Here is an 18,929-nt window from a genome sequence, read left to right on the forward strand (position 1 = left end):
TTATTAAATTAGGAAAACTATTGTAGTTGTTATTTCAAATCTGTTATTAATGAGAAGTCCTGGTCACCGTAGTCGAGGTTCTCACCACCCATACCCCAGATAAAGGTATAGTTGTGGGTAGCGGCAGCCGAGTGGATAGACCATTCGGGAGAAAGAACCGCTTGGTCGCCTTTCATCCAGATGTGACGCGTTTCGCCTACCTCACCCATAAAGTGGCAGATGGCATGATCTTCGGGAATCTCGAAATAGAAGTAAGCTTCCATACGACGACTGTGTACATGGGCCGGCATCGTGTTCCACACACTTCCCGGAGCCAGTTCCGTCATACCCATCTGCAACTGGCAAGTTGGCAATACCTGATTCACCAGCATCTTATTGATGTTGCGGTGATTGGAACCTTCCAAAGACCCCATTTCGGCCACTACAGCATCGGCTTTCGCCACCTTGCGGTTGGGATAGTTGCGGTGTGCAGTCAGCGAGTTGAAGTAGAATTTGGCAGGATGAGCAGCGTCTTTGCTTTCGAAAGTCACTTCGCGGTCGCCCGAACCCAGATAAAGAGCTTCTTTATAGTCCAGTTCGAACTCTGCGTCGCCTGCTTTCACAATACCGGGACCGCCGACATTGTAGATACCCATTTCACGACGGGTGAGGAAGAACGGAGCTTTCAGCGGATCAATCGCTTCAAGCGTCAGCACCTCTCCTACCGGCAGCGCGCCACCTACTACCATACGGTCGTACATGGAATATACCATATTTACTTCATTGGGAACAAATATGTTTTCGATTAAGAAATCTCTGCGGATTCTTGCTGTATCATAACTTTTGGCATCTTCCGGATGCGCAGCATAGCGAATTTCATAGTTCGTCTTCATACCTTATTTATTTATAGTTATTGAATAAGCTCTCTTTCTAGGTGCACTTCGTTTACGTACACGATGCAAAAATAGCAAAAGAAAACGGGTTTACCTTGCAATTTCGTTCCAATTATCCACCAAAAATGTCCAGAATCTGTGTTATGTACACTTTTTTAACGAACTATAATACGTTTGGGGAGAGATTTCGGGTCACCGGTAAAGTCTTGTGGGGTCATCGATAAAATCCTGTGGTTTTATGCATAAATTTTAGTTAGTCTATACAAGAAAAAGGGTATGTCTATAACCCCTCTAAGTTGTGCTCTGAACTGTTTAACTTTCGCATTAAATGATTCTGCTGCAGCATTTGATGCCCTATTAATATAGAAGTTTAGTATCTCCTCACTTCTGTCATATAATGTAGCAGCTATTGTGCTAAACGAGTCAAATCCAGATTGCTCTACTTCTTGATACCACTTCGCTAAATTGGTTCTTGCTCCTGCCTTTATCGATCGTTTATTAAAAAGAGGGTGTGTCATAATGCCTGAATATAAAGATTTACCCCTGCCACAGATAGCTATAGCAGGGGGAATTTCCTCAAAAAGGGAATTTTGACACACCCTCCTAAGTGAATATGCCCGTTTAATATCCGGATATTCTCTGAATAAGACTGTAGCTCTGAGCTTCTGTGCCTCAGTCTATTTTTCAGCAGATTTGAAAAGCAGATACCGGCTCCTTGCCAATAATTCCTTGCGTGTATCACCATTCTCAAAGGTAAAAGGGGTATATTTCTTTTTCAGACCTTTAGCTTCCTGCCTGACATCAGTCTCTTCTTGTATAGCTTCCCAACGGTGTCCGATTCTAATTTCCTGTACAGCATCACACGCCAGCTTTTGAATATGGAAGCGATCTATCACACGGATAGCCGAGGTGAAACATCTGCGAACGATCTTGCGCATACTTTCTGACAAATCAAGAGTGACCTCCCGCACCATCCGAAGTGCTTCTTCAGGGATTTGTTCTAGCACAGCTATGACATCGTCAGCCTTGGTACCCTTGACAATAGCCACGATAGCACCTTTACCACCGTGTGCCTCTCTGTTGATGATTATAGTATATAACTCACCATTAGAAAGGGAAGTTTCATCAATACTCAAGTACGGTCCCAGGTTCTCGGAAAACAGCAGCCAGTTTGCGGCATGGGACAGTTGATCCCACATGCGGTAGTCACTTAGATACTCTTTATATTGCCGCTCAAACTGATCACCGTCAATATGATAATAACGTTCAAGAGAGCGGGCCGTAATCGGGTATTTCTCCAAGCAATCCTTTTAAAAAAGACGCGAATTCTTTTGAATGTCGCGTTCCCTGAGCGGTAAGCTCAAAAGTGTTACAGATGATAGAACCAGTTTCCTTGTCGAGCCATTTACAACGCCGTACACATAAGCTTACCTTACGGTCACGGATAGGAAAATCACGAATATAAACCGGAGGAAGAAAACCTTTGGACTCTAAAGAGTGAACCCTAGAGGACAAGGGAGGAAGATTTTGCTCATCTAAATGAATGGTTAACATTTCAGCGGTGTTCTCTATTTTAACAATATCAAAACACTCCAACAGGTCAGCTGGGAGTATGAAGCGAGCAAGAACTAAAAGAGTATCGTAACTAGTCATAAGAGTTTTTTGAAGGCAAAGATAAGAATTGGAGAGAAGAAGACCACATGATTTTACCGGTGAACCGAGATTTCTACCGAATGAAGTTCTTAATAAGCGACTTTGCATCCATCCAAAACAAAGAAATCTCCGAAAGATATCTCTTTCGGGGATTTCTTTGTTGGACTACCAAGATTCGAACTTGGACAAACAGAACCAAAACCTGTTGTGCTACCATTACACCATAGTCCAAACTTATGCGCTTTCTGTTAAAAAGCGGTGCAAAGATAGAGGTTTGCAAGCAAACCTCCAAATATTTCGTTCACTTTTTTACAATCTATCGAGTGAATTGCACATTATTATTTTGCAATCAGTAGATAATAGTTCTTTTTACCGCGTTGAACAAGCAGATATTTATCATCGAGCAGATCGGCTGCTGTAATCACCTGATCAAAGGCCGCCATTTTCTCCTTATTCAACGAAACGCCACCGCCCTGAACCAACTTACGCATTTCACCTTTCGATGCAAATACAGACGCATTATCCACGAATAAATCGACTGCCTTCACTCCTTCTGCCAGTGCGTCACGGGAAATCTCAAATTGAGGCACTCCCTCGAATACAGCAAGCAGCGTATCTTCATCCAGCTTGCGCAAAGCTTCCGAAGTCGCATTGCCGAACAAAATATTCGATGCATCTACCGCTGCGTTATAATCATCTTCAGAGTGCACCATCACAGTCACTTCCTTGGCCAGGCGTTTCTGAAGGAGACGCAAGTGGGGAGCTGCCCGATGTTCGGCAATCAATGCTTCAATTTCTTCTTTTTCGATAGAAGTGAAGATTTTGATATAACGTTCGGCATCGGAGTCGCTTACATTCAGCCAGAACTGATAGAACTTGTAAGGTGAAGTATAACGGGCGTCCAACCAGATATTTCCGGATTCTGTCTTACCAAATTTACCGCCGTCAGCTTTCGTAATCAACGGGCAAGTCAATGCGAACACCTCTCCCCCACTGGTACGGCGGATCAATTCGGCACCGGTAGTAATGTTTCCCCACTGGTCGGAACCTCCCATCTGAAGCTTACAGCCCTTCGTTTCATACAAATGAAGGAAGTCATATCCTTGAAGCAACTGATAAGTAAACTCGGTAAATGACAATCCATCACGCGCTTCACCATTCAAACGACGTTTCACAGAGTCTTTCGCCATCATATAGTTTACGGTGATATGCTTACCTACTTCGCGGGCAAAATCAAGGAAAGTAAAGTCTTTCATCCAGTCGTAATTGTTCACCAGTTCGGCACGGTTAGGTACATCCGACTCGAAGTCGAGGAATTTGGCAAGTTGATTCTTGATACATGCCTGATTGTGACGCAATGTCTCTTCGTCCAGCAGGTTACGTTCTGCCGATTTACCGGAAGGGTCACCAATCATACCTGTAGCGCCACCAATCAGTGCCAACGGCTTATGACCGCAGCGTTGGAAATGACGAAGGATCATCACTCCACAAAGATGACCAATGTGTAGCGAATCGGCAGTCGGGTCGATACCCAAATAGGCAGTCACCTGCTCTTTGCTTAACAACTCTTCCGTCCCCGGCATGATGTCCTGCAACATGCCACGCCATCTCAATTCTTCTACAAAATTCATCGTATTACTCTTTAATTATTTGGTTTTTATTGTATTTCAATTCCATGTGCGACAAAAGTACGACTCTTTCTCGGAAGATACAACTCTTACGCCTTAAAAAAGACATTTTGGATATTCCGGCGAATCACCTCACGCAACACGATCACTTCCACCCCACGCACCTTGGCTGCCCGGCACAAAATATTTTCAATATCAAGCAAACTGTTGTCCGTCTCCAGAAATAAATCCTCATCGGGGATTATCTGCATCGTCTCATCGGAATAATATTCCCCGAAAGAGAGATAAAACCCTTTTTTCAACAACTGCATCGCCTGCTCCGGCTTTCCACGAAAGCCGTGCCATATCCAAGGTTGTTGGGGACAATATTCTTTTTTCACCGCCAGCAGCTCCTCCATTGCTTTCACGCAGTGGATAATCAACGGCAAACCGCACTTTTCCGACAACTTTACCTGTTCTTTAAACACCTCCAACTGAAGCTCCATCGAAGCTGCCGCCAATTTATCCAGCCCCGCCTCCCCTACGGCTACGAATCGCTTCACCCGCAACAGCTGCCGGAGAAGTCCCAATTGTTGCCTCACATTATGCTCTCTCAGCTCCCAAGGGTGAATGCCGACAGAATAAAAAGATCTTCTCTCAGTTCCCGCCAGAGGCATATACAATGAAGAACCGGTCAATAAAGGATAATTGATGATGGATTTTCCCAGAGAATCAACCTCCTGTTTATGGGTATGAATATCCAAAATATCAATCACATTCTTTTTCATCTCTCGTTTCAGTTATTTCAAGGTACGGGATCATAACCGGAGCCCCCCCAGGGATGGCACCGCAGAATACGCCGCACAGCAAGATAAAGCCCCTTTATAGGACCATGTTTCTTGATTGCTTCGAGCGCATACGCCGAGCAAGTAGGTGTGAACCGACAAGAAGGAGGGGTAAGAGGTGAAATACAAGCCCGGTAAAAATAGATGGGAACAAGCAGCAAGAAGGACAATACCTTCCTCAAAATTCCCATAACGAATACCCACACGGCAGATATCCGGAAGTTATAGGGTTTCATGAGGATAATTTTTCAGAAATGCGCGCAAGCGCTATTTTCATCTTCTCTTCCAGCTCGACAGTAGTAACAAGTTCGTCTGACAGATAAATAAAAGCAACAGCTAACCGCTGCTCCCGACGCTGCAGTTCGTCCACCAAAAGAGACTTGTTTTTCCGGTAGGCTTCGCGTATCTGACGTTTCACCCGGTTGCGCTTCACCGCCCGTTTAAAACGGCGTTTCGATACACTGATTAATATAGAAGCAGGAGCCTCTCCCTGCCCGACAGGCATATATACAACACGTATCGGAAAGATGGAAAACGATTTTGAGACGCCGCCTTCAAACATCTTTCCGATCAGAATTTTACTATTCAGCCTCTCAGCTTTACACAAAGTATATATACCCACTTTGTCTATTTATTGTTTTCCTTGATAAACATGTCAAGCGCGGCAGTCATCGACGGAGCCTGTACCGTAGGCGCCTCAAGATCCAGACGGAGACCTGCATCACGCACAGCCTGCGCAGTAGTAGATCCAAATGTTCCGATCTTAATCTCTTTCTGATTAAAATCAGGGAAGTTCTTCTTCAAAGAAGTCACTCCGGCAGGACTGAAGAACACTAACATATCATAATCGAATTCCTCGTCCGGTGTAAAGTCATTGCTCACCGTACGGTACATCACCGCTTCCGTATGCTGAATATTATTCTTGTCGAGCAGGTTTTTCACATCGTCATTGTGCACATCAGACATCGGAACGAGATATTTCTCCATTTTATGCTTCACGATGGAAGGAATCAGGTCTTCAATCTTTCCGGTAGTTCCGAAAAAGATCTTACGTTTGCGGTATTGCACATATTTCTGGATATACAATGCAACAGCTTCCGTCACACAGAAATATTTCATCGTTTCGGGAATAGTCACGCGCAATTCTGTACACAAAGTGAAAAAATGGTCAATAGCATGACGCGAAGTGAATATTACGGCAGTGTGGTCGAGAATCGAAATTTTCTGTTGCCGAAATTCTTTCGCCGAAAGACTTTCAACCTTAATAAACGGCCGGAAATCTATTTTAACGCCATACTTTTCAGCAATGTCGTAATAGGGAGATTTCTCTGATGCAGGCTTAGGCTGCGACACTAGTACTTTTTTAATTTTCAACGTCCTAAAATTTTATTAGCAAAATATTGTTCACTTGAATCAGACCCTGATACAGTAAAAGACAAGGCACTATTTCAAGAGCGCAAAAGTACAAAATTAATAGGAAAAGCCCGCTAAACCGATAGAAAAAAAGCTTTATCCACTTATAAAACATCAGTATTTTAGTGAAAATTAGAATAATCGACCCGATTATAACCAAATTCGTGAAACTCAAATCAAAATAAACAAGGAAAAGAACCAACGGAAACAGAGCAAATCCGACATAATATATGAGTGCAGAATAGGATTCTAACCATAAATTTGTTCTCATTTTTATCAAAAAACGTCCACCCCAGAAACATATAAAGCAACCATTTTAGAATGAAATAAGCGAGACAAAAACCGACATAAATACCCAGCAGAAGGAGGGAAGGTACACGGTTCATCAGAGCGGGACATATATCATGAAAATAATTGAAGAATGTGATGCCCGACAGGACACAGGTCTGTAACACAAGCACAAGAAGATAACGCACATCAGCTGCCGTAGAACTATCAAAAATGCTCGTCCGTTCGCGATGCAACACAAAATCCTTCACCTGTTGGGAAAGAAATTTCTTTCCGCGTGCTAAGGCAATGGAGGAAAGAAAGAAACAAGCCAGCAATGTCAGTGCAATGGCATCGTCCGTACGGGGGGAGTAGGAGATAGGAGTTCCTTCAAAACCGGAATCAATCTCTTGTACAGCATGAAGGCCTTCCAATTGCAGGCTATCACAGCCAGCCTTTACCGGACTAATCAGTTTCTGCCGGAGAAGAGTCAAGGTATCCGTGTTTGGAAGACTTAGTGTGTCGCCTATCATATCGCTGCGAATTTACGAATGGAAATATCCCACACAGGAGTCTCATAAAGCAACCGAACCGCTTCCTCCGGTACCTGTGCCACTTTCCAGATATCAGCGTGTTGCCGACGCATAAAGTTCTCATCAATGGCCTTTTCAAGCATCTCGAGCAACGGGTCAAAGAATCCGTTTGTATTGAGAATTATAATCGGATTGAGGTATAACCCCAATTGTTTCCAGGTAATAATTTCAAGTAACTCTTCAAGTGTACCGCATCCACCCGGCAAAGCGATGATACCGTCACTCAGATTCGCCATCTTCTGCTTGCGTTCGTGCATAGATTCCACCTCTATCAACTCTGTCAATCCGGTATGATGCCAGTTTTGTTCCACCATGAAGCGGGGAATCACTCCGGTCACTTCACCACCATTTTTCAATACAGCATCTGCCACAGAATACATCAAACCGATACCTCCGGCTCCATTTATCAAACGGATATGGTGCTCGGCAAGCAATCGTCCGAGAGTCTCGGCTGCTTGGAAGTAAACAGCATCTATTTGGGTACTGGAAGCGCTATATACGCATACGGAGTTTATCTGATTCATCTTCATCACTATCCATTATTATATTGAGGAAGCAAAATTACGAAAAAAAAATCAAGAGCCACAACCTCATATCTACTAAAAGGAGTTGAGATGGTGACTCTTACCGAATGAGCCAAGCTTGCTTTCAGGCTATTCTACAGACCAAAAGCAGGCTTAATTTTATCTACGTAGTCAAGTTTCTCCCATGTAAAGAGCTCTACCTCCACAGTTTTGTTTCCTTCGTAGCGAGAGAAGAATTTCTTCGTTATCACTTGTGGTTCACGTCCCATGTGACCGTAAGCGGCTGTTTCCTGATAAATAGGATTACGAAGTTTCAGACGCTCTTCGATTGCTTTCGGACGAAGATCGAACAATTGGTCGATAACACGTGCAATCTCACCATCAGTCATATTGACATGAGAACGACCGTAAGTATCTACAAAGATATTGATCGGACGAGCCACACCAATCGCATAGCTCACCTGTACAAGCATTTCATCTGCTACGCCTGCCGCAACCATATTCTTAGCGATGTGACGGGCAGCATAAGCAGCACTACGGTCCACCTTGCTAGGATCTTTTCCGGAGAAAGCACCACCACCGTGAGCACCCTTACCACCATAAGTATCAACGATAATCTTACGACCTGTCAAACCGGTATCTCCGTGAGGGCCACCAATGACAAACTTGCCCGTAGGATTCACATGATAAATGATTTTATCATTAAACAGCGCCAACACTTTATCATGATGGATAGAAGCAATGACACGAGGCATCAGAATCTCGATCACATCACGGCGGATAATAGACAGCATTTCCTCATCAGCTTTCAGCTGGGCAGCTTGAGAATCATCTGCCGGTTGAATAAAGTCATCATGTTGTGTAGAAACAACGATCGTATCGATACGAACAGGCGTTCCGTTGTCATCATATTCGATAGTAACCTGGCTTTTGGCATCGGGACGGAGGTAAGTCATTACCTTTCCTTCACGACGAATGTCGGCCAGCACTTGCAGAATACGGTGTGCCAGATCAAGAGAAAGCGGCATGTAGTTTTCCGTTTCATTGGTAGCATAGCCAAACATCATTCCCTGATCACCTGCACCCTGTTCCATCGGGTCCTGACGCTCTACACCACGGTTGATATCGGGACTTTGCTCATGAATAGCAGAAAGTACGCCACAAGAGTTACTTTCGAACATATACTCTCCTTTGGTATAACCGATTTTCTTAATCACTTCGCGTGTGATGAGCTGGAGGTCAACATACGCTTTAGTTTTCACTTCACCCGCTAGCACCACTTGTCCGGTAGTCACTAGTGTTTCGCAAGCTACTTTCGAACTGGGGTCGTAAGCCAACAGTTTGTCAAGCACGGCATCCGATATTTGATCGGCTACCTTGTCGGGGTGTCCTTCTGACACCGATTCGGATGTAAATAAGTATCCCATCTTTTTAAATTTAGAATTTAGAACTAAAAAATGAAGAGGGTAGGAGAAGCTGTGCTACGAAGGATAAGCCAAAAGGCGTCAATCAGACGTATTTTAGCATTTTTTTCCGTGGTTGCAAGCTACTCAAATCTGTCCACACTTTCATTTCGGCTACAAAGATAAAGAGATTTCGGAGATAATAAGTATCTTTACCCCGTATTTAACACATAAATAGATTGATAATGATTCCAAGCAAGAAATTAAAAACGCTTTTGGTACTGGCACTGTATATCGGCTTCACGATTGCCATCTATGCCATTGTCTGCCATTTCATCGATAAGCCGTTCCAAGAGATTCATTTACTGTATGCAATATTGATAGGATGCATTGCCTATCTGCCGGTGTTTATTGCGGAGAAAAAGAAGAAATAAGTTCCTTCATCGTTTTTCCAAGTACCGGATGCACTAATCCGGGGGCAATTTCTGCCAGCGGTTTCATGACGAAGTCACGTTCTGCCATCAACGGATGGGGGAGGATTAACTTTGCTCCGGAGGGAGAAGTAGTGGAAAGTATCAAATCATCATAAAGCAGCAGATCAATATCAATCAGACGGTCACTGTATATACCGTTGACTGATTTCTTCGTACGCCCCAATTCCTGCTCAATCGCCTGTGTTCTCTGTAAAACGTCTATAGGAGTCAATCCGGTATCTACACAGACTGCCGCATTCAGGAAACTGTTTTCGGAAGAAAACCCCCAAGGAGCAGTTATATAAAAAGCAGACAGAGAAACGATGTTCCCTACCTGCTCTTCTATTTTTTGCACGGCAGTCCGGAGATTTTGTTCTTTATCTCCGAGGTTAGTGCCGAGTCCCAAATAAACTTTTGCCATTATTTATCCAAAATCAACATGGCATCTCCATACGTGCCGAAACGATAACCTTCCTTCAATGCCACATGATAAGCATCCATCACCTGGTCATAACCACCAAAAGCGGCTACAATCATCAGTAAGGTAGAAAGCGGCATGTGGAAATTGGAAATCATTGAATTGGCTACGGTAAATTCATACGGAGGGAAGATAAATTTGTTAGTCCATCCTTCAAATTCTTTCAGATGTCCATCGGTACTGACTGCGCTTTCAATAGCACGCATCACTGTCGTACCTACCGCACATACATTTCTACCGTTATCTTTGGCACGATTCACTGTTTTCACCGCCATTTCGTTTACGAACATTTGTTCCGAATCCATCTTATGCTTGGTCAAGTCCTCTACGTCAATATCGCGGAAATTACCCAGACCGGCGTGCAAAGTAATATATGCAAAGTCCACACCTTTGATTTCCAGACGTTTCATCAACTCACGGCTGAAGTGCAGACTAGCAGTCGGAGCAGTCACCGCGCCCTCATTCTTGGCAAAAATAGACTGGAAGCGTTCAGCATCTTCCGGTTCTACAGGACGGTTGATGATAGAGTGGGGGAGCGGAGTCTCACCCAAAGCATACAATGCCTTTTTAAACTCGTCATGAGGTCCGTCGTAAAGGAAACGGAGCGTACGCCCACGAGAAGTGGTGTTGTCTATTACTTCAGCCACCATTGAATCATCCGGCCCAAAATACAACTTGTTACCGATACGTATCTTACGTGCCGGATCAACCAATACATCCCATAAACGAAGTTCTTCATTCAACTCACGCAACAAGAATACCTCGATACGAGCACCCGTCTTCTCCTTGTTACCGTACAAGCGGGCAGGAAACACCTTCGTATCATTGAATATAAACACATCTTTATCATCAAAGTAATCCAACACATCTTTGAACATCTTGTGTTCAATCTTACCTGTATTACGATGCAATACCATCAGACGCGACTCATCTCTATACTTTGTTGGATGTAAAGCGATTTTATCCTCCGGTAACTTAAATTTGAATTGTGATAATTTCATATCTATTCTTTATTACGTTAATTATTTTCTTCCTCATTTTCTATCTCCTGCCCGTCGATCCACTCTTTAAAGTGTTCGGGGTTCAGACAATCTTCCAACCGGACGTCACCTACACGAGTGCGGATCAATCCTGTCAGATAAGCTCCGCTATGGAGCGCTTCACCAATATCACGCGCCAAAGCACGAATATATGTTCCTTTGCTGCATACGACACGGATTTGAATCATCGGTTCCGGATCGTCCAAGCGACATTCCAACAATTCAATCTCATCGATAACAAGCTGCTTTGCTTTTAGTTCGACTTCCTCTCCTTTCCTAGCCAGTTCGTAGGCACGCTTGCCATCTACCATACAGGCAGAGAAGGCAGGAGGTACCTGATCGATGGCACCGATAAAGTGCGTCAACGCTTCTTCTACCAATTCCCTTGTGATATGCTCGGTAGGGTAGGTGGCATCTATCTCATGTTCCAAATCGTATGACGGGGTAGTAGCACCCAAACGCAACGTTGCGACGTACTCCTTCGTATGATATTGAAACTCTTCGATTCGTTTGGTAGCCTTGCCTGTGCATACAATCATCACCCCTGTTGCAAGAGGATCCAGTGTCCCGGCATGGCCGACTTTTAGTTTTTTCACTCCGATCCGACGGCAAATATGATAGCGTACATGCCCTACTACCTTAAACGAAGTCCATCCGAAGGGTTTATTGAAAAACAGTACTTCTCCTTTTTTAAAATTCATCAGCCAATTTCTAAGTTGTATCCAAGCAACAGCATTACCAAAATGGTTCCACCAACAATAATTCTGTACCAGCCAAATGCCTTAAAACCATATTTCGTAACAAAGCTGATAAAGAACTTGATAGCCAGCAAAGCGACGATAAAAGCTACTACATTGCCTATAATAAGTGCCGGCATATTGTTGACAAGAATCTCGGTTCCACCATCCAGGAAGAGTTTCAAGACTTTATAGCCGGTTGCTGCAAACATAGTTGGCACGGCAAGAAAGAACGAAAACTCGGCAGCATCCTTGCGAGTCAACTTCTGAGCCATACCTCCGACGATGGTAGCCATCGACCGGGATACACCTGGTATCATAGCAATACATTGAAACAAACCGATATTGATTGCCTTTTTTTCTGTCAGCACGGTCTCTTCGCTTCCTTTCGAGAAAATCTTATCGCAGAACAGCATGAATATACCACCGATAACCAGCATCACTGCCACTACCACTACACTTTCCAGCAGTTCGTCTATCTTATCGCTAAACAGAAAACCCAAAATTGCAGCAGGAATAAAGGCAACCAGCAACTTCCAGTAAAAATCGAATTTATGCAGAAAACATTTCAAAGCGGAAGTTCCTGCAGGAACCGGTGTATGATTCAACCGGAAAAAACGCTTCCAGTAAAGGCAGACAACCGAAAGAATCGCGCCAAACTGGATAATAACAGTAAACGCTTTTACAAATTCAGTACTTTCTACTCCTAAAATATTTTGCGTAATAATCATGTGCCCTGTAGAAGAAACCGGAAGAAACTCTGTCAATCCTTCTACAATAGCAATAATAATCGTCTCAAGTGTCGTTAAATCACCCATTTTTATTCTCCTGTTTTTTGTGTTTTAGGTCTTCGCAATACGGCATAAATCATAGATAAGAAGCCAAACAGGCAAACGACCGGCGCTACCTTGATTCTACGCACACTGAAAATATCAGGTTCAAAAGAGGTTTCGGACGATGTAGGTCCCGTCATCAATATAAAACCGATAATAACAATCGCCATCCCTATCGCGAGCAAGATAAAGTTCACTTTATCAAAGGCAAATTTCTGCTTGTCAGACATAGTTTATTTAATTACAAATTACTAATTACAATCATTCCCATCATCTATCAGTCGGGCGTTACGGATGCTAATCATACAAACACAAGTTTGTAACCAGCCGTTCGCAATCCGCTAAATATAGTACAGACTGTTGGCTTTCATTCTCAAATATTTATTCATGGAGAAATAAGCACATAGCCACGTTATTACAATTCCAAAAGCCAATACACTTGCACAGACAATCAACATGACTCCGGGCGTGATGACCTGAAGCAATTCCTGTTCATACGTCACTGCCCAATAGGCGGTTCCCATCAATACGGAATCGGCAACGATGGCTGCCAGTATTCCGCTCCATACATTCTTTCGAAGGAATGGTCCCCGGATGAATCCCCAACTCGCCCCCACCAGTTTCATCGTATGAATGAGGAAGCGTTTCGAGTAGATGGCCAACCTTATCGTATTGTTTATCAAGGCAAAAGAAATAAATGTGAGCACCACTGCCAGAGCGAGTAGCACCAGACTGATATTTCGTATATTGTCATTCACCGCGTCAATCAGTTCCTTTCGATAGAGCACATCTTGTATGTTGGTATTCTTTGTAATCATTTTCTCTATCTTCGCAATGCTGTCGGAATTAGCATAGTCGGAATGGAGCTTGATTTCGATAGAAGCGGTAAAGGGGTTATAGCCCAGAAAATCTTCCGGGTCGGTTCCCATCGCCTCCGTCTGCTCTTTCAATGCTTGTTTTTTAGAGATGTATTCGGATTGTTTCACGAAAGGTTCCTGATTCAGTTTCTTCTGAAGTTTCAGTATATCCGCCTCTTTCATATCGTCACTGATAAGAACGGAGAAACTGATATTCTCGCGGACGTATACAGAAAGATTGTGCGCCGTCAATACGAAAAAGACAACCAGCCCTAACAGCAGCAACACCAGTGTCGTACTGATACTGGACGTGATGAACTGCATATCGAAGATCGAACCTGACTTATATTTTTTTTGATTTCCCATGCGTTATCTTTTTTTTCGAAATACATAAATCATGGAACTACTGCGTTCTTTACGTCCTAAAGCATTCAACCATGCTAATATCCCGGCAAACATCCCTTTCAGGAAACTGCATGAACTGCCACGATGTTTTTCGCTCAGCATGGATACGTAAAACGCATCGAACGGCATCGGATGACGAGCCGCCATAATAAAACCATGACGGGAAGCCAGCTGTTGTATAGTGCCCGGAGTGAAATGCCAAAGATGACGGGGAACGTCATAAGCCGCCCAATATTCACCGTAGCGTTTGGCATCATAAGAAGAGCAATTGGGCACTGCCACAATCAGTACTCCTTTTTCAGTCAGTAACTCATGAAGTCGCTGCCAGACTTCACCAAGGTGTTCCAAATGCTCCATCACATGCCAAAGGGTAATAACATCAAAGCTACCGGGCACAAACTCCTCCAAAGCAGATTCGGGCTTTACGTCCAGATCAAAATGCAGCTTCGCAAACTCACGCGCCTGCGGACTTTTCTCCACCGCCTCCACTTTCCAGCCCCGACGAATCATCGTATCGGGAAAGTAACCGGTTCCCGTACCTATATCAAGCAAACGCCCTGTTTTACGATGCGCTTCCTTCGCTACCAAGCGCGCTTTGCGGCCCAGCATATAGGAACGTACATAATGGTAGATGCTATTCATCGCACCCTTGCGCGTATCAGTGTGAGAGATATAGTCGGGAGCCTCATAATACTTGCCTATCTCCGCCTCCACGGGAACTCCTTGTGTGAATGTAAATCCACAGTCCTCACACGAATACAGTTCAAACTGTTCGCCCGAAGCATAAAAATCCGTACAAGTCATGACGCGTTTCAAATGCGCGCCGCCACACACCGGACAAGCATTTATACTGAGTTTCTCCATTAATTTCTAAGCAAAATTAAGTGCTGCCTCGAATGACAAGATAACACTATACCCGAATTTGGTGCAAAGAAACAAATAAAAAGTGATGGATTGGGGTTTCATTAAGGACTTTTAATAGAAGAGTTGTCTTGATGCAGACTCAAACATCTTCCAAACAGAATTTCGTATTGCATCTGGAATCGCTTTCATTTTTCAAAGAAAAGACATCCTTCCCGAAGCGATATTCTGTCCAGTCCAAAAATTTTGTCCGTCAAAGCGAACTTGCGATGTACGAACTTCCCGCTTTAAGTAGTCGTAATACGTTTTTGTTACGGGCTTACCTGTTTTAGCAATGGCTACGAAGTACTATCCCGATTCTTCTTCATTACTCCAAGCAACAATCTGCCCCTCCACTTTTCCATCACGATAGAGATTTCCCGCCAAGTGTCTCCAAACAGTATACTCATCTCATACGAATACCCTCCCTTTTTATGAACGGTGCAGCTCTGAAGCAAATCAATTGATGCATCGTGAAAAAAATCTCAGATAAAAATACCCCGATATAAATTGACATTCAATCAAATTATATCAGGGTAAAATACTAAATTCTGTTTACTTGTTGATAGTTCTCCACAACAATAATATCTACATCTGGAAAATGCAGAGCAGCCGTTTCAAGTATATACTTAACATCTTCCCAAACCAATCCACCTAATCCAGCACCAATTTTGGGCATCGCTATTGCTGTAATATTTTGTTTTGTTGCAGACTCAAGCATCTTCCAAACAGAGTTTCTCAAAGCATCCAGGGTTGCTTTCGTTTTCCAATCTTTCTGCGTACCTAAATTATATACATATTCATCGTTTAATCTATATTCAAAAATATCTCCTAATTTAAATACTCCATCTTTACATAACTTTTTGTACTGAAGATACATATTAGGATACCTATGTTTAAATTGCAATGCGATTCCTTTCCCCATTGCACCAGCACAATTACAACCATGTGCATAACAGTGCACATCAGGTAACGCGAAAATATCCCCATATTTTATATAATTAATCATATTCTAAAATTTTAAATAGTACTTTAATATTTCATTTCCCGAATAGAATTTCTATCCCGTAAAAGTAAATTTTTCTATTTGTTATTCAAAAAAATTCCTCTTTATTTAGAATTTAACCTTAAAAATGGTTATTCCACTTTCGATTATTCTATTACTAATATCTAAAGCCTGATTATTTGGAATTAAATAATTGTATGAAGCATTTCTTACAACATTTAGCCCTGTCACATCAACCTTAATATAATGAGTTAGATGGCTAGTATTCCAAGGAACTCTATATAACCTTCTGGATAATTGACCTGCTGTATAATCTAATGAGTTTAAATCTGTCAAATACTGACCATCACCAAATCTAGCATGTATATTACCTGTAGAAGGTAATAACTGTTTTGTTTCCATTATGCTTTTGTACCCTTGTTCTGTAGTATAATGTGTTAAAGTGGTTTGCGACTCCGGTACAACTGACGATGTAGGATTATCCAATAACGCAATATCAGGAATATTATCAAAGGAGATAGCATTTGGATGCTCAACCGTATTTATTGGTGTATTCTTCAAAGAGAACGCATTCCTTCCCGGAGCGATATTCTGTCCAGTCCAAAAATTTTGTCCTTTAATGAAAGACATACCACCACCAATCAATCCACCCCCCCACAGTACCTGTGATAGAACCATAAAATGCACCATTAAGACCATTGGAAAAAGCATCAGAGATATTTCCTCCATCTACTAACGTATTGCCGAAACCAAGCGTGAAACCGGATGTCGCACCACCGACAAAGCCACCGATAGCACCACCTATAAAACCTGCACCACCGGCTACGCCACCGGTAGCAGCACCAATAGCACCGGCAGCTGCACCAATTCCAAAATAAGCCAAACCTTGCCCGAAGTTATCTATGCTTTTCCAATGGGTTGCCACATTGATTGCTCCGCCAATAACAGCAGCACCTATTACAAACCAAATAAACTCTCCATTCTCATCCACATAACACAGCGGACTATTCATACAATAACTATAACGGTTGAAAGCCTGCGTATAATCAAGTATCTGTACATAAGGGTCAGGGCTCAGAAAACGTCCTAATACAGGATCATACAAACGGGCATTCATATTTATCAGCCCGAACATCGGCAAATGTTCATGTCCTGTAAAACCTCTACCCAGCATCAATTCCGGAGCACTCTCATTCGCATATGCCTCATGAGTCAAAGGATTACGCCTACAACCCCAGGCATCAAAGTTGTTTTCTTCCACCACATTTCCTTGCGTATCTGTTATTTGCAGAATACTACCCAAGTAATCACGGTGGATGAAATAAATAGAAGTACGACCACTTTGCTTTACCAGTACAGCAGGGGCATCGTAATAATCACCACCTAAGTATAACCTTTCCTGCGTACCCGTACTGTCAATATCCAATTCATAATTACCTCCCAAATAATAGCGTGACAACTGCATCGAATCATTTACAGAAAACTGCATACGGATGCGGTTGTGGTTGGCATTATATGTCAACACGGCTTTCTTCTTATCTTGCATGATGACAGAAGGACGCTCACCGGCAGTATAGGTGATGTTAAGTTCAGACTTCACCGGATTGTCTCCAACAGGAGCCAAACCCGTCACGGCATAAGGACGGTTCGGATTGGTATAAACCAGTTCCCCGGCATCACCTTTCCAACGAATATTACCATAATTATCATAAAGAACGGTTTTATTACCGTAAGAACACAAACGGTTCAAGGTATCATAATCAAAATCCTCAGACAAGTTTCTGATTCCATCCGTACGATTTTCAAGATTGTTATTCGCCACATTGAAACGGTAGCTGTGGTCGAACATTACACTCCCATCCGCACGGGTGATGCTGCGTCTTACAGGCAGGCCCCATTCATTAAACTCATAGGTACGCTGCATTCCGCCCGAAGTAAGCTTCGTCAACTGTCCCAGTGAATTCTCTTCATCGTGACGATAGACCAACGTTCCGTCCGCAAGACGAACTTCTGTCAGGAAGCCGTTCTGATAAGACAACTGCTCTGTAGCTAATATACCATTTTGCGAAAAATAAGCGATAGACGCAGGTAATCCATCAGCTGTATAGCTGTACACTTTTTCAAGCCATTTGCCATCCGGAGCTTCTTCGCGCTGCGTTTGCAGTCTGCCATACTCATCGTAAGTATTGTGCAGAGCGCTGCCATTGCTTGACACTGCGGAAAGCAACAGGTTTTCCGTATCGTCATAGGTATAGACAGTTGTCAAGTCAGGCGTAATTTGCTTCACTACACGTCCATAGCGGTCGTATTCTTTCACTAATTCACGCCCATCGGCATCAGTTTCTTTGCAAATATGGCGGATACCATTTTCAATAATAGCATCGCTCAAAGCACCGTAGTCGCAAGAAACCAAATTACCCTGATATAAATTGGTTTTTAGTCAATCTGTATCAGGGTAAGACAATTTAAATTTGTTGATAAGGAGTAAATCCCGTACTAGGATTATTCTTGACTCCAAATGAATAGGTTGCTTTAGCCAACTTAAATCAGGACAAGACACTCAGTCTAACAACTAAAACTCTATGATTATAAGTCTTCTATTTTTAAACGAAACTCAAAAACACAGGTTTGCATACATTCATGTATTATATCTACAATCTTTCTTTTCTCACTTTTTGGAAAAACATATAGAAGAGTATGAGGATCATTCAAGTAATGGTTCCAAAAGTCTATGCTATTTACTATAATCCCGATATATGTTTTAAGATCATTTAAAGACAGCTCTGATAAATCATTATGAACAATTACAATCTCCTCATCTTCAATCCAATTAAAATCGCGATAAAGTTCGTCTAATGCATCCCAATTCTTTCCAAAATAAGATGGAAATTGGAGAATATTAGACAATTCAGTGTATAGTTCTCTTTCTGTAGCTACAGAAGATACGTATCCAATATAAGCATTAGAAAAGAAATCCTTATTCCATTCATCTGTAAATATTATATGTTTCATTGAATTAATTA

At 42.7% G+C, this 18,929-nt stretch carries 21 protein-coding genes, 1 tRNA gene and 2 pseudogenes; 1 reads left to right on the forward strand and 23 read right to left on the reverse strand.

Going from position 1 to position 18,929, the window contains the following annotated elements:
* Positions 1 to 29 precede the first annotated feature (29 nt).
* The 12 genes and pseudogenes from kduI to metK form a co-directional block, all read right to left on the reverse strand.
* Positions 30 to 872 carry a 5-dehydro-4-deoxy-D-glucuronate isomerase gene (kduI, locus tag AB9N12_RS07225; RefSeq protein ID WP_369890972.1) on the reverse strand — a complete coding sequence of 281 codons (843 nt, stop codon included), beginning with the start codon at positions 870 to 872 and terminating at the stop codon, positions 30 to 32.
* 236 nt (positions 873 to 1,108) lie between these two features.
* Positions 1,109 to 2,173: pseudogene (locus tag AB9N12_RS07230) on the reverse strand (transposase).
* Positions 2,139 to 2,525 carry a hypothetical protein gene (locus AB9N12_RS07235; RefSeq protein ID WP_369890975.1) on the reverse strand — a complete coding sequence of 129 codons (387 nt, stop codon included), beginning with the start codon at positions 2,523 to 2,525 and terminating at the stop codon, positions 2,139 to 2,141. Before AB9N12_RS07235 ends, AB9N12_RS07230 begins: the two are co-directional and overlap by 35 nt.
* Positions 2,526 to 2,685: 160 nt before the next feature.
* Positions 2,686 to 2,756 (reverse strand) — tRNA-Gln (locus AB9N12_RS07240).
* Between the two features lie 107 nt (positions 2,757 to 2,863).
* Positions 2,864 to 4,156, reverse strand: coding sequence for a tyrosine--tRNA ligase (tyrS, locus tag AB9N12_RS07245; protein WP_369890977.1), 1,293 nt, complete (start codon positions 4,154 to 4,156; stop codon positions 2,864 to 2,866).
* Between the two features lie 86 nt (positions 4,157 to 4,242).
* Complete coding sequence (locus tag AB9N12_RS07250; RefSeq protein ID WP_369890979.1) at positions 4,243 to 4,920, reverse strand: TatD family hydrolase; 678 nt, start codon at positions 4,918 to 4,920, stop codon at positions 4,243 to 4,245.
* Between the two features lie 17 nt (positions 4,921 to 4,937).
* Complete coding sequence (gene yidD / locus AB9N12_RS07255; protein WP_369892830.1) at positions 4,938 to 5,168, reverse strand: membrane protein insertion efficiency factor YidD; 231 nt, start codon at positions 5,166 to 5,168, stop codon at positions 4,938 to 4,940.
* A gap of 41 nt (positions 5,169 to 5,209) precedes the next feature.
* Positions 5,210 to 5,599 carry a ribonuclease P protein component gene (rnpA, locus tag AB9N12_RS07260; protein WP_369890981.1) on the reverse strand — a complete coding sequence of 130 codons (390 nt, stop codon included), beginning with the start codon at positions 5,597 to 5,599 and terminating at the stop codon, positions 5,210 to 5,212.
* A 5-nt stretch (positions 5,600 to 5,604) separates the two neighbouring features.
* Positions 5,605 to 6,351 carry a uroporphyrinogen-III synthase gene (locus AB9N12_RS07265; RefSeq protein ID WP_369890982.1) on the reverse strand — a complete coding sequence of 249 codons (747 nt, stop codon included), beginning with the start codon at positions 6,349 to 6,351 and terminating at the stop codon, positions 5,605 to 5,607.
* A gap of 4 nt (positions 6,352 to 6,355) precedes the next feature.
* Positions 6,356 to 7,190: pseudogene (locus AB9N12_RS07270) on the reverse strand (DUF4271 domain-containing protein).
* A complete protein-coding gene (locus AB9N12_RS07275) occupies positions 7,187 to 7,774 on the reverse strand; it encodes a TIGR00730 family Rossman fold protein (RefSeq protein WP_369892831.1) in 588 nt (195 codons plus the stop codon). The pseudogene AB9N12_RS07270 and the gene AB9N12_RS07275 overlap by 4 nt, the downstream one beginning before the upstream one ends.
* A gap of 134 nt (positions 7,775 to 7,908) precedes the next feature.
* Complete coding sequence (gene metK / locus AB9N12_RS07280; protein WP_369890984.1) at positions 7,909 to 9,201, reverse strand: methionine adenosyltransferase; 1,293 nt, start codon at positions 9,199 to 9,201, stop codon at positions 7,909 to 7,911.
* Positions 9,202 to 9,422: 221 nt separating this feature from the next.
* On the opposite strand from metK, the gene AB9N12_RS07285 reads away from it, so the two are divergent.
* Positions 9,423 to 9,611: a hypothetical protein gene (locus AB9N12_RS07285; RefSeq protein WP_369890986.1), complete on the forward strand. Its 189-nt coding sequence runs from the start codon at positions 9,423 to 9,425 to the stop codon at positions 9,609 to 9,611.
* On the opposite strand, the gene folK is transcribed toward AB9N12_RS07285, so the two are convergent.
* From folK to AB9N12_RS07340, 11 genes are all read right to left on the reverse strand, one after another.
* Entirely contained in the window at positions 9,586 to 10,071 is a 486-nt protein-coding gene (gene folK / locus AB9N12_RS07290) for a 2-amino-4-hydroxy-6-hydroxymethyldihydropteridine diphosphokinase (protein ID WP_369890987.1), read from the reverse strand. The genes AB9N12_RS07285 and folK overlap by 26 nt on opposite strands.
* Positions 10,071 to 11,129, reverse strand: a complete 1,059-nt coding sequence (gene queA, locus AB9N12_RS07295; RefSeq protein WP_369890989.1) for a tRNA preQ1(34) S-adenosylmethionine ribosyltransferase-isomerase QueA — start codon at positions 11,127 to 11,129, stop codon at positions 10,071 to 10,073. The genes folK and queA overlap by 1 nt, the downstream gene beginning before the upstream one ends.
* Positions 11,130 to 11,146: 17 nt before the next feature.
* Positions 11,147 to 11,869, reverse strand: a complete 723-nt coding sequence (gene truB / locus AB9N12_RS07300; RefSeq protein ID WP_369890990.1) for a tRNA pseudouridine(55) synthase TruB — start codon at positions 11,867 to 11,869, stop codon at positions 11,147 to 11,149.
* Positions 11,869 to 12,723: an undecaprenyl-diphosphate phosphatase gene (locus tag AB9N12_RS07305; protein WP_369890991.1), complete on the reverse strand. Its 855-nt coding sequence runs from the start codon at positions 12,721 to 12,723 to the stop codon at positions 11,869 to 11,871. Before AB9N12_RS07305 ends, truB begins: the two co-directional genes overlap by 1 nt.
* 2 nt (positions 12,724 to 12,725) lie before the next feature.
* A complete protein-coding gene (locus AB9N12_RS07310) occupies positions 12,726 to 12,968 on the reverse strand; it encodes a DUF3098 domain-containing protein (RefSeq protein WP_369890992.1) in 243 nt (80 codons plus the stop codon).
* A gap of 111 nt (positions 12,969 to 13,079) precedes the next feature.
* Positions 13,080 to 13,961, reverse strand: a complete 882-nt coding sequence (locus AB9N12_RS07315; protein ID WP_369890994.1) for a cell division protein FtsX — start codon at positions 13,959 to 13,961, stop codon at positions 13,080 to 13,082.
* Positions 13,962 to 13,964: 3 nt separating this feature from the next.
* Positions 13,965 to 14,864, reverse strand: a complete 900-nt coding sequence (locus tag AB9N12_RS07320) for a methyltransferase domain-containing protein (protein ID WP_369890996.1) — start codon at positions 14,862 to 14,864, stop codon at positions 13,965 to 13,967.
* 580 nt (positions 14,865 to 15,444) lie between these two features.
* The gene (locus AB9N12_RS07325; protein WP_369890998.1) at positions 15,445 to 15,909 is read right to left on the reverse strand and encodes a macro domain-containing protein; all 465 of its coding nucleotides are present in this window, start codon (positions 15,907 to 15,909) and stop codon (positions 15,445 to 15,447) included.
* A gap of 105 nt (positions 15,910 to 16,014) precedes the next feature.
* A complete protein-coding gene (locus AB9N12_RS07330) occupies positions 16,015 to 16,536 on the reverse strand; it encodes an HYD1 signature containing ADP-ribosyltransferase family protein (RefSeq protein WP_369891000.1) in 522 nt (173 codons plus the stop codon).
* The gene (locus tag AB9N12_RS07335) at positions 16,523 to 18,319 is read right to left on the reverse strand and encodes an RHS repeat domain-containing protein (RefSeq protein ID WP_369891002.1); all 1,797 of its coding nucleotides are present in this window, start codon (positions 18,317 to 18,319) and stop codon (positions 16,523 to 16,525) included. Before AB9N12_RS07335 ends, AB9N12_RS07330 begins: the two co-directional genes overlap by 14 nt.
* Positions 18,320 to 18,492: 173 nt before the next feature.
* On the reverse strand, positions 18,493 to 18,918 hold the full coding sequence (locus tag AB9N12_RS07340) for a barstar family protein (RefSeq protein WP_369891004.1): 426 nt from the start codon (positions 18,916 to 18,918) through the stop codon (positions 18,493 to 18,495).
* Between the last annotated feature and the right edge of the window lie 11 nt (positions 18,919 to 18,929).

Source organism: Bacteroides sp. AN502(2024) (assembly GCF_041227145.1).
Taxonomy (GTDB): Bacteria; Bacteroidota; Bacteroidia; order Bacteroidales; family Bacteroidaceae; genus Bacteroides.

What these genes read in the sequence shown, in the direction of transcription:
- kduI (WP_369890972.1), bottom strand. Translation starts at nt 872, where the DNA reads ATGAAGACGAACTATGAAATTCGCTATGCTGCGCATCCGGAAGATGCC.
- AB9N12_RS07235 (WP_369890975.1), bottom strand. Translation starts at nt 2,525, where the DNA reads ATGACTAGTTACGATACTCTTTTAGTTCTTGCTCGCTTCATACTCCCA.
- tyrS (WP_369890977.1), bottom strand. Translation starts at nt 4,156, where the DNA reads ATGAATTTTGTAGAAGAATTGAGATGGCGTGGCATGTTGCAGGACATC.
- AB9N12_RS07250 (WP_369890979.1), bottom strand. Translation starts at nt 4,920, where the DNA reads ATGAAAAAGAATGTGATTGATATTTTGGATATTCATACCCATAAACAG.
- yidD (WP_369892830.1), bottom strand. Translation starts at nt 5,168, where the DNA reads ATGGGAATTTTGAGGAAGGTATTGTCCTTCTTGCTGCTTGTTCCCATC.
- AB9N12_RS07275 (WP_369892831.1), bottom strand. Translation starts at nt 7,774, where the DNA reads ATGAATCAGATAAACTCCGTATGCGTATATAGCGCTTCCAGTACCCAA.
- metK (WP_369890984.1), bottom strand. Translation starts at nt 9,201, where the DNA reads ATGGGATACTTATTTACATCCGAATCGGTGTCAGAAGGACACCCCGAC.
- AB9N12_RS07285 (WP_369890986.1), top strand. Translation starts at nt 9,423, where the DNA reads ATGATTCCAAGCAAGAAATTAAAAACGCTTTTGGTACTGGCACTGTAT.
- folK (WP_369890987.1), bottom strand. Translation starts at nt 10,071, where the DNA reads ATGGCAAAAGTTTATTTGGGACTCGGCACTAACCTCGGAGATAAAGAA.
- queA (WP_369890989.1), bottom strand. Translation starts at nt 11,129, where the DNA reads ATGAAATTATCACAATTCAAATTTAAGTTACCGGAGGATAAAATCGCT.
- truB (WP_369890990.1), bottom strand. Translation starts at nt 11,869, where the DNA reads ATGAATTTTAAAAAAGGAGAAGTACTGTTTTTCAATAAACCCTTCGGA.
- AB9N12_RS07305 (WP_369890991.1), bottom strand. Translation starts at nt 12,723, where the DNA reads ATGGGTGATTTAACGACACTTGAGACGATTATTATTGCTATTGTAGAA.
- AB9N12_RS07310 (WP_369890992.1), bottom strand. Translation starts at nt 12,968, where the DNA reads ATGTCTGACAAGCAGAAATTTGCCTTTGATAAAGTGAACTTTATCTTG.
- AB9N12_RS07315 (WP_369890994.1), bottom strand. Translation starts at nt 13,961, where the DNA reads ATGGGAAATCAAAAAAAATATAAGTCAGGTTCGATCTTCGATATGCAG.
- AB9N12_RS07320 (WP_369890996.1), bottom strand. Translation starts at nt 14,864, where the DNA reads ATGGAGAAACTCAGTATAAATGCTTGTCCGGTGTGTGGCGGCGCGCAT.
- AB9N12_RS07325 (WP_369890998.1), bottom strand. Translation starts at nt 15,909, where the DNA reads ATGATTAATTATATAAAATATGGGGATATTTTCGCGTTACCTGATGTG.
- AB9N12_RS07330 (WP_369891000.1), bottom strand. Translation starts at nt 16,536, where the DNA reads ATGTCTTTCATTAAAGGACAAAATTTTTGGACTGGACAGAATATCGCT.
- AB9N12_RS07340 (WP_369891004.1), bottom strand. Translation starts at nt 18,918, where the DNA reads ATGAAACATATAATATTTACAGATGAATGGAATAAGGATTTCTTTTCT.